Origin of the sequence: Pseudomonas sp. MWU15-20650 (assembly GCF_023242475.1) — a bacterium.
Classification (GTDB): domain Bacteria; phylum Pseudomonadota; class Gammaproteobacteria; order Pseudomonadales; family Pseudomonadaceae; genus Aquipseudomonas.
In genome coordinates this window covers 75,136-88,905 of sequence record NZ_JALJFG010000015.1, presented here as the reverse complement: position 1 = coordinate 88,905, position 13,770 = coordinate 75,136, and the positions used below count along the sequence as shown (strand labels likewise).

The window sequence follows — 13,770 nt, the reverse complement described above, 5'->3', positions numbered from 1 at the left end:
GTACTGCAGACTCCCTGGCAGGTCACAGGCCCTGGAGACAACAGGCCGGTCGGATTAAACGGGCATCCTAGCCCGCTTCAAATAATGCCATGGCCTCGACATGCGCTGTCTGCGGAAACATGTCGAGGATCCCGGCACGCTTTAGCCGGTAGCCTTGCTTGACCAACTCAACCGTGTCCCGCGCCAGCGTGGCCGGGTTGCAGGACACATATACCAAGCGCTTGGCACCCAGGGTGGCGAGCTTGCGCACGACCTCCAGGGCACCATCGCGGGGCGGGTCCAAGAGTACCGCAGAAAAGCCCTGTTTGGCCCATTCTGCGTCAGTCAAAGGCTGGGACAAATCGGCCTGAAAAAAACGCGCATTATGCAAGTTGTTACTAACGGCATTGAGTGCAGCCCGGTCTACCATGGCCTGCACCCCCTCCACCGCCACCACTTCGCGCACGTGGCGAGCCAATGGCAGGGCAAAGTTGCCCAGGCCGCAAAACAGGTCCAGCACCCGGTCATCAGGCTGCGGCGCCAGCCACTCAAGGGCCTGGGCGACCATCGCCTGGTTGACCCCGGCGTTGACCTGCACAAAATCTCCTGGCCGGTAAGCCAGCTCCAGATCCCACGCATCCAAGCGAAAGCCCAGGGCTTGCTCGGGGTCCACGGGTTCCGGCTGCCCTTCGCCCTGCAGCCACAATTGTGCGTCATGGAAGGTGCAGAATTCTTTCAGGATCAGCAGGTCGGCGTCCGACAACGGCGCCATATGCCGCAGCAATACGGCAATGGACGAACCACTGAACAACTCCACATGCCCCAATGCCTGAGGCTTGCTCAAGCGACGCAGCATGTTCGGCAAGCGCTGCATGATCGGCTGCAAGGCTTGTACCAGCACCGGACAGTCATCGATGGCGACGATGTCCTGGCTGGCCACCGCACGAAAGCCGACCTCAAGCTGCTTGGCCTTGGCATCCCAACGCACGGCCACCCGGGCACGACGCCGATAGCCAAACTCCGGCCCACTCAATGGTGCCGCCCATTCTTGCGGTTCGACACCGGCCACGCGGGACAACTGTTCGGCAAGCATGCGCTGTTTCAGGGCAAGCTGTTCATCATGGGGCAGGTGCTGCACGCTGCAACCGCCGCAGCGGCCAACGTGGGCACAAGGTGCCGGGCGACGCAGTTCGCTGGCCTTGAACACGCGCTCGGTACGGGCCTCCACCACTTTGCCGTGCGCGCCCAACACCCGCGCCTCCACGTCTTCACCAGCCAGCGCGCCGTTCACAAACCAGGTGCGGCCTTCAAAGAACACAATGCCACGGCCGTCGTTGGCCAGGCGCTCGATAGTCAGGCGCTGCTTCTTGCCCACCGGAATCTGCGGCGCCCGGCTGCCGCCGGTCGGTTGGAAGCGCAGGCCTCTCTCGTGCTTGGCCATCAGTTGGGTTCGTCGAAAATGCCGGTCGACAGGTAACGGTCGCCTCGGTCACAGATGATCGCGACGATCACCGCGTTTTCCACTTCCTTGGACAAACGCAACATGCCGGCCACGGCACCGCCGGAAGATACGCCGCAGAAGATGCCTTCTTCACGGGCCAGGCGGCGGGTGGTGTCTTCGGCTTCACGTTGGGCCATGTCGATGATGCGGTCCACGCGCGCGGCGTTGTAGATCTTGGGCAAATACTCTTCGGGCCAGCGGCGAATCCCAGGGATAGCCGCGCCTTCCATCGGTTGCAGGCCGACGATCTGGATCGCCGGGTTCTGCTCCTTGAGGTAGCGCGAGTTGCCCATGATGGTGCCCGTGGTGCCCATGGAGCTGACGAAATGGGTGATGGTGCCCTGGGTCTGGCGCCAGATTTCCGGGCCGGTGGTGGTGTAGTGCGCCTCGGGGTTATCACCGTTGGCGAACTGATCCAGCACCTGGCCACGGCCTTCGGCGGCCATGCGCTCGGCGAGGTCGCGGGCGCCCTCCATGCCTTCTTCCTGGGTGACCAGGACCAGCTCGGCGCCATAGGCGGTCATTGCCGCCTTGCGCTCGGCACTGCCGTTGTCGGGCATGATCAGTACCATCTTGTAACCCTTGATCGCAGCGGCCATGGCCAGGGCGATCCCGGTGTTACCGGAGGTGGCTTCGATCAGGGTGTCGCCGGGCTTGATCTGCCCACGCAACTCGGCACGGGTGATCATCGACAGCGCCGGGCGGTCCTTGACGGAGCCGGCCGGGTTGTTCCCTTCGAGCTTGAGCAACAGGGTATTGCTGGTTTCACCCGCCATGCGTTGCAAGCGGACCAGGGGCGTGTTGCCGACACAATCGGCGATTGTAGGGTACTGCAAGGTCATGGCGTATTCGCAATCCAGACTGCGGGGGCGAACATCATACCGGGAAAGGCCGGCGGGCCATATCACGCAAAGTGTGGTGCTTATAAGGTAAAGCTATAACAACTGTTGTTTCACCTTGGTACCCAGGAACTAAATGCCATGACTAAACCACCTACGCAACAGACACACCATGGACTGCTCTGAACCAGTACTCGCTCCTACACGCGGGTGCCATGGGCAGGAGGGGTGTTCGCGCCCACAGGGAGGTCAATCTATCCAAAGGCAAGAGAAACCCATGCCCCTCTTTCTAACGTCACCACTCCCGCCCACCACGCCCAACACGGTCAGCCTGCAACCTGCACCCAACGCCGCCCCCCAGGGAAACAGATCCACCCCGAGTAGGTTGAGCGCGGAAGAAGTACAGCAGATGCTGGAGTCCCGAGGCCACAGCGAGCTGCTCAAGGAGCGCACGGGCCACAACCTGCTGCTCACCGCCCACCGAGGGACAGGCCCCACCAGCGTATTCGGCTCGACATTTCCACAACGGTATCACCCTGAGAACAGCCTGCAGGCGATCAAGACTGGGATCCTCCAAGGCGCCGACGCGATTGAAATCGATATTTTCAAATCCAAGGACGGTACCGTGATGGTCACCCATGATGATGAGATCTGGCGTAACGCGTTCGGTGCTGATCGCAGCGGCGCCAGACTACCCGCAGGCGAAACCAAAGCGTCGTATCTGGTGGGGCAAAAAACGGTGGATGAGCTACAAAAAATCCCCATCGGAAGAAATGGCGAGGTCACACCGACCCTGTCTGAAGTGATCGGGCTAGTCAATGACGCCAACCAGACCCTGACTGCGTACGGCAAGAAACCGATCATCCTCAATATCGAATTAAAAGATGAGACAGCAGTTTCTCCCATGCTTGATCTTGTCGAGCAGGGTGGGCGTGATTCACAAAAGCTCGCGCCAGAAAGCATCATCTTCTGCTCCTTCAAACATGAGGCGCTCAAAGAGTTGAAGACTGAGGCTCAGCAGAGGGGCTTAAGTGGAATAAATATCGCTCCCGGCATCAAAACCGCGGATTTGTTCGGCAAGGAAAATATGAAGGAGGATTTTTCCCTCAAGGATCCCAACGCAAAGTATCAGGCCAATGCCATGAACAATCTACGCGCCCTCGTAGAGGGCAACGGCTTTCAGGGCTACGACGGGATCCTCTGGGATTTACGCGCTCCGATCGCCGACCTTGCTGCGTCAGGAAAAAAAGCCATTCATGCCTCTACATCCGACTTCAGGCAATACGCTGAAAATCGCGACTTTTCCCACGTGTTGCTTGAGCTGAGCAAGAGAGCCGAAACCTTCTTCAAATGCGACAACGTCGATGACGCGAGAAAAGTATTACTTGAATCCAGCCTCCTGCTGGCTGGGGTAGGCATTCAGATGCTCTACAAAAAAACTCCAGAAGGTGGCGATGCATTTTATTTCTATCGACCTGACGATCAACAGGACAATAGTGCGATCCTGAAAACCGGAGCCAAGAAAGCGATCGCCTATTCAAAGCTCGGATCTGAATAGTACCGTTGTGTATCACGTACTCGCTCCTGCCGGAGAGGAGCGAGTACAAGCAGACCACTTTCAACCATCACTGTGGCGCTCGCTATTGACCGTGATTTCGCTGAAATACCGCTTCGCCCATGGCCTCGATCTGGCCTTCAATCAATGCGTCAAACGGCTTGAGTAATGGCTCGAACGACGCTGGCGCCTCCAACACCTGCAACGCCTGCACAATCGCCTCCACTGTCGACAACGCCCCTGGCCCCGGCGCCTTGCGCAGCCGATAGCGGGACACCGCGGCCTCGACCAGCGTCACCCTGGGCAATGCCGCCAGCAACGGATTGAGGTGCAGCAGTTTGCGCGCCTTACGCCAGGTGCCATCCGGCACCACCAGTAACAGCGGCTGATCACTGGGCCTGTAGGCTTGCAAGGGCTGGGCGTCGTCGGCGGGAAACAACAGGCGCGCCTGATAACCGGGCGGGCTCAATAATGTGGCCAGGTCTTCGAACACCTCGCCCACCACCAACTGCGCATTATTCAAGCCCAATGCCGCCAACCGTGCGGTATTGAGCGCATGGCCGACTTCGCTCGGATGCTGCAACAACAACACCCGCGTACGGCTGTCGAGACGGGGGATCAATGGGCACAGGCAATGGGTGATGGGCCTGAGGCAGCGAGGGCATTGCGGTCTGGACATGGTTTCAGGCCTGGTTGAGCTGGGTTTTGAGCAAGTCGCGGAACGTCTGGATCAGCGGTTCGCGGCTGCGGCCACGGCGCATGATCATCGAGAACGGCGCCTGATAGCCAAAGGTGGCCGGCAGCAGCACGCGCAGGTCGCCCTTGTCCGCCCACGCCTGGGCGTAGTGCTCGGGCAGGTAACCGATGTAGGCACCGGACAGCACCAGGATCAGTTGCGCCTCCATACTTTCCACCGTCGCCGCGCTGTGTTTGAAACCGTGGCGCGCCAGTTCGGCCTGGCTCCAATAGCCACGCCCAACCATGCGCTGCTGGGTAATCACTTGCTCGGGGATACGCCGCTCGTTAAACAGTGGGTGTCGCGTGCTGCAATACAGCCAATGTTGCTCGCGGTACAGCGGCATATAGATCAGCCCGCTCATGCGATTGGAAAAGGCGCCAATGGCCAGGTCGAGGCGATTGTCCTGCACGCCCAGTTGCAGTTCGTAGGGGCTCATCACCGACAGATGCAGGTGCACCGCCGGGTGCTCGAGGCTGTAGGCACCGATCACTTCGGCGAACGGCAGCGCTTTGTCGCTGACGGTGGAATCCAGTACGCCGAGCTTGAGGGTGCCGCGCAACTCACCTTTCAACGCGGCGGCGTATTGCTCGAAGCCTTCCAGCTCGCCCAGCAGGCGCAGGGTTTCCTGATGGAACAACTCGCCCTTGCTGGTCAGGCTGAACCCGCCGCGGCCGCGATGGCACAACACCAGGCCCAGCGCTGACTCCAGTTGGCTCATGTAAGTGCTGATGGCCGACGTCGACAGGTTGAGTTCGTGCTGGGCATTGGCGAACCCCTGGTGGCGCACGACACTGACAAAGATGCGCAGGAGTTTCAGGTCGGGCAAGGCGTTGGCCATGGTGGGCTCCGGGTGTTGATCGCCGCAGTCTACCTGCCGGCATTAGTTTAGAAAAATCTGAACTAAGTATTTGCCCCTGCCGATTCTTCCCTTCCTGCGCTTTTCGCAGAATCGGCCCCTAATAAACAAAACAACGATGAGGCAATCCCGTGGACAAGATTTTCCACCAACCACTGGGCGGCAACGAAATGCCGCGCTTCGCCGGCATCGCCACCATGATGCGTCTTCCCCACCTGCAAACGGCCAAGGGCCTGGATGCCGCCTTTATCGGCGTGCCGCTGGACATCGGCACCTCGCTGCGCGCCGGCACCCGCTTCGGGCCGCGTGAAATCCGCGCCGAGTCGGTGATGATCCGCCCGTACAACATGGCTACCGGGGCTGCACCGTTCGACTCGCTGTCGGTGGCCGATATCGGCGACGTGGCAATCAACACCTTCAATCTGCTCGACGCCGTACGCATCATCGAAGAGGCCTACGATGAGATCCTCGAGCACGACGTCATCCCACTGACCCTGGGCGGCGACCACACCATCACCCTGCCGATCCTGCGGGCGATCCACAAGAAACACGGCAAGGTCGGGCTGGTTCACATCGATGCCCACGCCGACGTCAATGACCACATGTTCGGCGAGAAAATCGCCCATGGCACCACCTTCCGCCGTGCGGTGGAAGAAGGTTTGCTCGATTGCGACCGCGTGGTGCAGATCGGCCTGCGTGCCCAGGGCTACACCGCCGAAGACTTCAACTGGAGCCGCAAACAGGGCTTTCGCGTGGTTCAGGCCGAAGAGTGCTGGCACCACTCCCTGGCGCCATTGATGGCCCAGGTGCGTGAGAAAGTCGGCGGCGGCCCGGTGTACCTGAGTTTCGATATCGACGGCATCGACCCGGCCTGGGCACCTGGCACCGGTACCCCGGAAATCGGCGGGCTGACCACCATCCAGGCGATCGAGATCATCCGTGGCTGCCAGGGCCTCGACCTGGTGGGTTGCGACCTGGTAGAAGTTTCGCCGCCGTATGACACCACCGGCAACACCTCACTGCTCGGCGCCAACCTACTGTACGAGATGCTCTGCGTACTGCCTGGCGTGGCGCACCGCTGATGAGCGTGCAAGACGTGCGCAAAGCCGCCGCCGACCTGGTGGCGGCCTTTGCCCGCAATGACCGCGCCGCCTATTTCGGCGCGTTCACGGCCGATGCCAGCTTTAAACGGCAAGGGGCTGGCACACAACAAGAACAAGGCCTGCGGCTGGCCTGCCACGAACATTTGTCCGCTATCCCGCAAGGGCTGCCGTCCCCTTAGCCAATGTGATCGGAGCTGATCATGAATAATAAAAACAACGAAAACAGTATTCGCAAAATAGAAACCAACGGGGTCGAGCAGATCCCTGACCACGAACGTACCGCAAGCCCCAGGGGGCTGCTTCGCGGCCGGCGGGAGCAAGCTCCCTCGCCACAGAAAACTCCTCAATAGCCTAAAAAAATAATCGGAGAACCGCCGTCATGGCTTTGGATTTATTCGTCGTACTCATCTACGCCGCCAGCATGCTCGTGCTCGGCTATTACGGCATGCGCCGCGCCAAGACCCACGAAGACTACCTGGTGGCCGGGCGTAACCTGGGCCCGTCGCTGTACATGGGCACCATGGCCGCCACAGTCTTGGGCGGTGCGTCCACCGTTGGCACGGTGCGCCTGGGCTATGTGCATGGCATCTCCGGGTTCTGGCTGTGCGCCGCACTGGGCGCAGGGATCATCGCGCTGAACCTGTTCCTGGCCAAGCCGTTGCTGAAGCTGAAGATTTTCACCGTCACCCAGGTCCTGGAAAAACGCTACAACCCGATGGCCCGCCAGGCGAGCGCAGTGATCATGCTGGCCTACGCGCTGATGATCGGCGTGACGTCGATCCTGGCCATCGGCACCGTGCTGCAAGTGCTGTTCGGCCTGCCGTTCTGGGTCTCGGTGCTGTTGGGCGGTGGTGTGGTGGTGGTGTATTCGACCATCGGCGGCATGTGGTCGCTGACCCTCACCGACATCGTGCAGTTCGTGATCAAGACCGTCGGCCTGATGTTTATCTTGCTACCGATCTGCCTGTACCGCGTCGGCGGCTGGGATCAACTGGTGGCCAAGCTGCCTGCGTCGAACTTCAGCTTCACTGAAATCGGCTGGGACACGATCATTACCTATTTCATGATCTACTTCTTCGGCATCCTGATCGGCCAGGATATCTGGCAACGGGTGTTCACTGCCCGTGACGAAAAGGTCGCCCAGTACGCAGGCACTTTCGCGGGTTTCTACTGCATTCTTTACGGCCTGGCGTGTGCGTTGATCGGCATGGCGGCGCATGTGCTGCTGCCGAACCTGGACAACGTCAACAATGCCTTCGCCGCTATCGTAAAAGCATCGTTGCCGGACGGCATTCGCGGCCTGGTAATCGCCGCCGCACTGGCCGCAATGATGTCGACCGCCAGCGCCGGCTTGCTTGCCGCTTCCACCGTGCTGACCGAAGACCTGCTGCCGCGTTTGCGCGGTGGCAAGCAGTCGAGCCTGCGCATCAACCGTTTGTTCACGATGTTGACAGGTCTTGCCGTGCTGGGTATCGCCCTGGTGGTCAACGATGTGATCAGCGCCCTGACCCTGGCGTATAACCTGCTCGTGGGCGGGATGTTGATCCCACTGATAGGGGCGATTTTCTGGAAGCGGGCGACCACATCAGGGGCCATCAGCTCCATGACCTTGGGCTTCGTGACCGCTCTGGTATTTATGTTCAAGGATGGGCTGGATGCGAACACACCGATTTACTACAGCCTGGCGATTGGCCTGGTGAGTTTTGTCGTGGTGAGTTTGTTGTCGCGCCGCCCTGAGGCATCGGTCGCTCGGGCAGCGTGAGCGATAACAACCGTTAGCGTATTTTCTTCAGCGGGTGCGACGTCGGATATCGCACCCGTTTTTTTTGCCTGGCATAAAAGCAAATGTGGGAGCGGGCTTGCTCGCGAAGGCGGTGGATCAGTCAATATTTTCGTTCACTGACACACCGTATTCGCGAGCAAGCCCGCTCCCACCTGTTAAATCCTGTGCGACCCGAGGTTACCTGCGACGTGGCCGACGCTGTTCGTCATCCGTGCGAATCGGCACTGGCTGCAGCGGAGGCTCGATCAAACCCAGTGCAACGCCAAGGTCATGGAGCCAGTTTTGAATTTTCTCTTTCATGGTTGCCCCCTTTGAGGGTGGTGCTGGACGGCTGTAGCCATTTTGTCTTACGGAACAACGTCGCCGTTTCCTACAGAGATAGTAGCTCTAAGTCCCACGTAATGCTTGAACGAAACCACAACGAACTATTACTGAATTGATCCGAATCCTGACGGTTCGTTCAAGCCATTGCGCGTGTCTCTTGCATAAGCGCGGTCGCCCCCTCTTGCTGCAGGTCGATCCATGCGTTGAGGTTAGCGCCGAGCATACCCTTTCGCCACATCAACCAAGTGGTGGCAGTGGCAAAAGGCCCGTTCAAGGGATGAACGGACACGCTGTCCTTGCCTGGCAGGCTCTCGAGCATGGATTCAGACATCAACGCCACACCGGAACCGGCAATGACGCAGGCGAGCATCCCTTGATAGGACTCGATCTCGATAGCACGCCCCATGGCCACCCGCTCGTGGGAAAACCAGGCTTCCAAGCGCGCGCGGTAGGCACAACTGCGACGGAAGGTGAACACCGAGCGGCCCGCAACATCCTGGGGCCCGTGCACCGGCGGATGATCGGCCTCGCAAATCAGCACCAGGCGTTCTTCGCACAGCGGTACGCCATCCAACGTGGCGATCGTCAGCGGGCCGTCCACCAACGCCGCGTCCAGGCGCCCGGTGATCAAACCCTCCAGCAGTTCGCCGCTGGGCGCCGACTGCACCTGCAGGTTCACCCTCGGGAAAGCCTTGTGATAGCGCGCCAACAGCTGGGGCAAATGAATCGCAGCGGTGCTGTACATGCTGCCCAGCACAAAGTCGCCGGCCGGTTGCCCGCCTTGTACGGCGCCGTGGGCCTCGTCGTGCAGCGCCAACAGGCGAGTGCTGTAGTCCAGCAACACTTTGCCAGCCGGGGAAAGCTGCAGGCGCTGGCGTTCGCGCACAAACAACTCGACGCCCAGTTGTTCCTCCATCTGCTTGAGTCGCGTCGACAGGTTCGACGGCACACGATGCAGGCGCTCAGCCGCTCGAGTGATGGAGCCTTCCTCCGCCACGGCTTGGAAAATCCGCAATTGACTGAACTCCACACCTTTCTCCAAAACTGAACAAGTTACTCACTATTATTCATTTTTATAGAAAGTCAATCCACTTTAGCCTGTAGCTCTTCGCTTCCTTACAGGAAACCTGAGCATGTCCCCCTTGATTCGCTTGGTCGCCAGCTTTATCGCCTTGATGATGGCCATGGGCATTGGCCGTTTCGCCCTCACCCCGCAGATGCCGCACTTGCTCAGCGAAGGCCAGATCGACCTGACGGGCGCCGGGCTGATCGCGGCCGCCAATTACCTGGGTTACTTCGTCGGAGCGGTGGATTCGATATTTGCCCGTAGCCATCATCACGTGCGTGGGCGCTTGTACGGCGGGTTATGGCTCTGCGTATTACTGACCCTGGCGTCGTACTGGGCCCATGGGTTCTGGCCCCATCTGCTGCTGCGCTTTGGAACCGGAGTGGCAAGTGCCTGGGCGCTGGTGATGATCACCGGTTTGAGCCAGCCATTGGCACTGGCCGCCGGGCGACCACGGTTGGGGGCGTTGGTGTTTGCCGGGCCAGGGCTGGGGATTCTGTTGACCGGGCTGCTGGCGCTGGGCTCGAACCTGTTGGGGCAAAGCTCGGCAACCCTGTGGCTGGTGTATGGCCTCGTCGCGCTGGTGATGCTGCTGGCGATCCTGCCTTTCTTGCCGCAGCCCACCCTCACGGTTGCACACGCCGCCCACGCAGGCAATAACGCCAGCATCACGCACTTATGCTGGATCTACTTCCTGTTTGGCCTGGGCTACATCATTCCGGCGACCTTTCTATCGCAGATGGCCAGCGCGCAGTTCAAAGGTGCCTGGCAGGCCGATCTGTTCTGGCCATGTTTTGGTCTGGCTGCCGCGATCGGCGTCGTGGTGGTGAGCTTGCGCCGCAATAACCCGCCTACCACCCGTCGTTGGCTGATGACAACATTGTGGCTGCAAGCGGCCGGGGTATTCGCCTGCTTGCTGGGCAATAGCTGGGGCCTGGCGCTGGGGGTTTTGCTGTGCGGTACGCCGTTCCTGGCCTGCATGATGCTGGTGATGCAACGCTTGCGGGAAATCGCGCCCCACGGCTACCAACGCGGCACCGGGCTGCTGACGGCGAGTTTTGCCATCGGCCAATTGAGTGGCCCATTGCTGGCCTCGGTGAGCAGCCACCTGAGCGGCGGCCTGCAACCGGCATTGGTGGTCGCCGGTGTGGGCCTGTTACTGGCAGGAGGCGTGCTGGTTAGCCCGCGACCAGTGGCGTCGGTGCGTGAACCTGTTCTCGCCGCGCCAACACCAGGAAAAACAGCCCACCCAGGAAGCACCCGGTGAACCAGGCGAAGTTGGCCATCCCCTGCAATGCCGGAGTGAACGTGATCGCGACGCCCACCAGCGTTGCCGGCACCAGGGCTTTGACCGCCGTCCAGTTCACGCCGCCGTCGAAGTAATAGCGACCTTTCGGGCTGTCATCAAACAATGCATCGACATCGATCTGCTGTTTTTTCACCAGGTAGAAGTCCACCAGCAGAATGCCAAACAACGGTCCGATAAAGGCAGCGAGAATGTCCAGGGTGTAGTGGATCATCAGCGGGTTGTTGAACAGGTTCCACGGGGTAATAAAGATCGAGGCCACTGCCGCGATCATCCCACCGGCGCGCCAGCTGATTTTGCTCGGCGCGACATTGGCGAAGTCGAACGCGGGAGAGACAAAGTTGGCCACGATATTGATGCCGATGGTCGCCGTCACGAAGGCAAAGGCTCCCAGCAGTACAGCCATGCTGTTATCGATACGCGACACCGTGGCAATGGGGTCATGCAGCATCTCCCCAAACACCGGCAAAGTGCCCGAGACGATCACCACAGTGACCAGTGAGAACGCCAGGAAATTCACCGGCAACCCCCAGAAGTTGCCGCGACGCACGTCCTGCATACTGCGGCAGTAGCGGCTGAAATCACCGAAATTCAGTGTAGGTCCGGAGAAATACGACACCACCAGCGCCGTCGCTACGATCACCTGGCCCACAGCTTGCCAGCCGGACAGGGATTTTTCCGCCAGGGTAAAGCTGATATTCGCCCAGCCAGCCTTCCAGACAATCCAGCCTGCCAGGGCAAACATCACCGCATAGACCACCGGCCCGGCCCAGTCGATAAAGCGGCGGATGGACTCCATGCCGGCCCAGAACACGGCGGCTTGTAACACCCACAAACCAAGGAAACCAAACCAGCCCAAATAGGACAGCCCTGCAAAATGCGGCTCTGCATACACTGCCATGGATGGGAAAAAACGCAGCACCACAATGATCAATGCACTCGACGCCAAGTACGTCTGAATCCCGTACCAAGCCACGGCGATCAGGCCACGAATCACTGCCGGAATATTCGCCCCGAACACACCAAAGGCCAGCCGGCAAATCACCGGATAGGGCACGGCTGCTTGCTGGCTCGGTTTAGCCACCAGATTGGCGATCAATTGCACGATGCAAATGCCCGCGAGCAGGGCAATCAACACCTGCCAACTGGCCAGCCCCAGGGCGAACAGGCTGGCAGCGAATACATAGCCACCCACGCTGTGCACGTCACTCATCCAAAAGGCGAAGATGTTGTACCAGGTCCACTTTTGCGGCAGTGGGCCCAGGTCCTGGTTGTACAGGCGCGGGCTATAGCCTTTGGGCAATTGTTCGGTCATCGCTTGGCTCCTCGAAATACCGGCCTGCGCTGCCGCAGCAATATGCATACGGTGGGCGGCATGGTTTGTATACGAGGTATTCAGCAGAATGCGTGCCAATGGCACACAATCCCTCTGGAACCGCGCTCCAAAGGGCTTTATGACGGGCTAGGGGCGAGTGTTGCGCTCAGCAACGGTGCACATCAATCCTGTACACAATCAGTGCTGCACCCGATGTGCACACAGGTGGTCGACAACGCAGCAACTGGCGGTCAGAAAGGTGCCGAGGCAGGCAAAGAGTGTTTGCTTAGACATTGACGCGACCTCTGCAGGAGCCCGATTGCTCCTACAGAAGAGCAAACCGCACTCAGCTTAGTTCGATGCGATCCGCATGAATCACAATCTGACCCTGCTTGTAGAGTGCACCAATGGCCTTCTTGAAGTTGCCCTTGCTCACGCCGAACAAGTTGCTGATCACCGCCGGGTCGCTTTTATCACTGACCGGCAGGGTGCCGTGGTTGTCGCGCAACTTGGCAAGGATCTTCGAGTTCAAGCTGGAAGCGGCTTCCTGGCCGACCGGTTGCAGGCTCAGGCTGATGTTGCCATCGGCGCGAATCTCTTTGATGAAGCCTTTCTCTTCCTTGCCCGGGCGCAGGAACTTGAACACTTCGTTCTTGTGGATCAGGCCCCAGTGCTTGTTGTTGATGATCGCCTTGAAGCCCATGTCCGTGGCTTCGGCTACCAGCAGGTCGACTTCCTGGCCCACCTGGTAGTTGGCCGGGGTTTTATCCAGGTAGCGATCCAGGCGTGCGGTGGCGGTGATACGCTTGGTGTGCTTGTCGAGGTACACATGCACCACGCAGTATTCACCGGCGCTCAACTGACGTTTCTCTTCTGAATACGGCAGCAGCAAATCCTTTGGCAAACCCCAGTCGAGGAAGACGCCAATGCTGTTGACTTCCACGACTTTCAAGCTGGCAAATTCGCCCACTTGAACTTTGGGTTTTTCAGTGGTGGCGATAAGTTTGTCATCGCTATCCAGATAAATGAAAACGTTGAGCCAGTCTTCATCTTCACTGGGAATATCTTTGGGAATATACCGATTAGGCAAGAGGATTTCCCCATCTTGCGCACCGTCCAGGTACAAACCAAAGTTAGTGTGTTTAACCACTTGCAAGCTGTTGTAGCGCCCGACTAAAGCCATTTCCAATACCCTCATTGCGTGGGCAGCATTCTACCCGAGTTGTGTCCGGCACGCGCGCACGCCCGAAAAATCGCGGGCTGGCGTGGCGTTCTACTGGCACCGCCCCGCTCGTCAGATCACTGCACTGAATTTTTCTGCGACCCAACCGCTGTCGAACCCAATGGATTCGAGTTAAAACAGCAAGTTAGGGCCAATTTCAAAGATAAACTTCGCGTATTACC

13 protein-coding genes are annotated in these 13,770 nt (G+C 59.4%); 5 read left to right on the top strand and 8 right to left on the bottom strand.

Annotated elements, in window-relative coordinates; genetic code table 11:
* Positions 1 to 67 precede the first annotated feature (67 nt).
* Together rlmD and cysM are read right to left on the bottom strand one after the other, a co-directional pair.
* Positions 68 to 1,420, bottom strand: a complete 1,353-nt coding sequence (gene rlmD, locus M5B43_RS14045) for a 23S rRNA (uracil(1939)-C(5))-methyltransferase RlmD (protein WP_248750671.1) — start codon at positions 1,418 to 1,420, stop codon at positions 68 to 70.
* Entirely contained in the window at positions 1,420 to 2,322 is a 903-nt protein-coding gene (gene cysM, locus M5B43_RS14040) for a cysteine synthase CysM (RefSeq protein WP_032887766.1), read from the bottom strand. Before cysM ends, rlmD begins: the two co-directional genes overlap by 1 nt.
* 406 nt (positions 2,323 to 2,728) lie before the next feature.
* Here cysM and M5B43_RS14035 point away from each other — a divergent pair, with 406 nt between their 5' ends.
* The gene (locus M5B43_RS14035) at positions 2,729 to 3,877 is read left to right on the top strand and encodes a glycerophosphodiester phosphodiesterase family protein (RefSeq protein WP_248750670.1); all 1,149 of its coding nucleotides are present in this window, start codon (positions 2,729 to 2,731) and stop codon (positions 3,875 to 3,877) included.
* Positions 3,878 to 3,959: 82 nt separating this feature from the next.
* Here the strand turns inward: M5B43_RS14035 and M5B43_RS14030 are convergent, their stop codons facing one another.
* Entirely contained in the window at positions 3,960 to 4,553 is a 594-nt protein-coding gene (locus M5B43_RS14030) for a DTW domain-containing protein (RefSeq protein WP_248750669.1), read from the bottom strand.
* Between the two features lie 4 nt (positions 4,554 to 4,557).
* Positions 4,558 to 5,451 carry a LysR family transcriptional regulator gene (locus M5B43_RS14025; protein WP_034108063.1) on the bottom strand — a complete coding sequence of 298 codons (894 nt, stop codon included), beginning with the start codon at positions 5,449 to 5,451 and terminating at the stop codon, positions 4,558 to 4,560.
* Between the two features lie 149 nt (positions 5,452 to 5,600).
* Here M5B43_RS14025 and speB point away from each other — a divergent pair, with 149 nt between their 5' ends.
* From speB to M5B43_RS14010, 3 genes are all read left to right on the top strand, one after another.
* Positions 5,601 to 6,551, top strand: coding sequence for an agmatinase (speB, locus tag M5B43_RS14020; RefSeq protein ID WP_248750668.1), 951 nt, complete (start codon positions 5,601 to 5,603; stop codon positions 6,549 to 6,551).
* On the top strand, positions 6,551 to 6,751 hold the full coding sequence (locus tag M5B43_RS14015) for a hypothetical protein (protein ID WP_248750667.1): 201 nt from the start codon (positions 6,551 to 6,553) through the stop codon (positions 6,749 to 6,751). The genes speB and M5B43_RS14015 overlap by 1 nt, the downstream gene beginning before the upstream one ends.
* A gap of 200 nt (positions 6,752 to 6,951) precedes the next feature.
* A complete protein-coding gene (locus M5B43_RS14010) occupies positions 6,952 to 8,334 on the top strand; it encodes a sodium:solute symporter (protein ID WP_248750666.1) in 1,383 nt (460 codons plus the stop codon).
* 198 nt (positions 8,335 to 8,532) lie between these two features.
* Here the strand turns inward: M5B43_RS14010 and M5B43_RS27275 are convergent, their stop codons facing one another.
* Entirely contained in the window at positions 8,533 to 8,655 is a 123-nt protein-coding gene (locus M5B43_RS27275; RefSeq protein ID WP_003193089.1) for a PA1414 family protein, read from the bottom strand.
* 160 nt (positions 8,656 to 8,815) lie between these two features.
* Positions 8,816 to 9,709, bottom strand: coding sequence for a LysR family transcriptional regulator (locus M5B43_RS14005; protein WP_248750665.1), 894 nt, complete (start codon positions 9,707 to 9,709; stop codon positions 8,816 to 8,818).
* Between the two features lie 103 nt (positions 9,710 to 9,812).
* Here M5B43_RS14005 and M5B43_RS14000 point away from each other — a divergent pair, with 103 nt between their 5' ends.
* Positions 9,813 to 11,012, top strand: coding sequence for a YbfB/YjiJ family MFS transporter (locus tag M5B43_RS14000; protein ID WP_248750664.1), 1,200 nt, complete (start codon positions 9,813 to 9,815; stop codon positions 11,010 to 11,012).
* Here M5B43_RS14000 and M5B43_RS13995 read toward each other — a convergent pair.
* Together M5B43_RS13995 and M5B43_RS13990 are read right to left on the bottom strand one after the other, a co-directional pair.
* Positions 10,924 to 12,366: an NCS1 family nucleobase:cation symporter-1 gene (locus M5B43_RS13995; protein WP_248750663.1), complete on the bottom strand. Its 1,443-nt coding sequence runs from the start codon at positions 12,364 to 12,366 to the stop codon at positions 10,924 to 10,926. The genes M5B43_RS14000 and M5B43_RS13995 overlap by 89 nt on opposite strands.
* Before the next feature lie 346 nt (positions 12,367 to 12,712).
* Positions 12,713 to 13,549 carry a S1-like domain-containing RNA-binding protein gene (locus M5B43_RS13990; RefSeq protein ID WP_248750662.1) on the bottom strand — a complete coding sequence of 279 codons (837 nt, stop codon included), beginning with the start codon at positions 13,547 to 13,549 and terminating at the stop codon, positions 12,713 to 12,715.
* Between the last annotated feature and the right edge of the window lie 221 nt (positions 13,550 to 13,770).

Coding starts and splice junctions, on each gene's coding strand:
- M5B43_RS14015 (WP_248750667.1), top strand. CDS start 6,551: ATGAGCGTGCAAGACGTGCGCAAAGCCGCCGCCGACCTGGTGGCGGCC.
- M5B43_RS14010 (WP_248750666.1), top strand. CDS start 6,952: ATGGCTTTGGATTTATTCGTCGTACTCATCTACGCCGCCAGCATGCTC.
- M5B43_RS13990 (WP_248750662.1), bottom strand. CDS start 13,549: ATGGCTTTAGTCGGGCGCTACAACAGCTTGCAAGTGGTTAAACACACT.
- M5B43_RS14000 (WP_248750664.1), top strand. CDS start 9,813: ATGTCCCCCTTGATTCGCTTGGTCGCCAGCTTTATCGCCTTGATGATG.
- M5B43_RS14030 (WP_248750669.1), bottom strand. CDS start 4,553: ATGTCCAGACCGCAATGCCCTCGCTGCCTCAGGCCCATCACCCATTGC.
- M5B43_RS13995 (WP_248750663.1), bottom strand. CDS start 12,366: ATGACCGAACAATTGCCCAAAGGCTATAGCCCGCGCCTGTACAACCAG.
- cysM (WP_032887766.1), bottom strand. CDS start 2,322: ATGACCTTGCAGTACCCTACAATCGCCGATTGTGTCGGCAACACGCCC.
- M5B43_RS14035 (WP_248750670.1), top strand. CDS start 2,729: ATGCTGGAGTCCCGAGGCCACAGCGAGCTGCTCAAGGAGCGCACGGGC.
- M5B43_RS14025 (WP_034108063.1), bottom strand. CDS start 5,451: ATGGCCAACGCCTTGCCCGACCTGAAACTCCTGCGCATCTTTGTCAGT.
- rlmD (WP_248750671.1), bottom strand. CDS start 1,420: ATGGCCAAGCACGAGAGAGGCCTGCGCTTCCAACCGACCGGCGGCAGC.
- M5B43_RS27275 (WP_003193089.1), bottom strand. CDS start 8,655: ATGAAAGAGAAAATTCAAAACTGGCTCCATGACCTTGGCGTTGCACTG.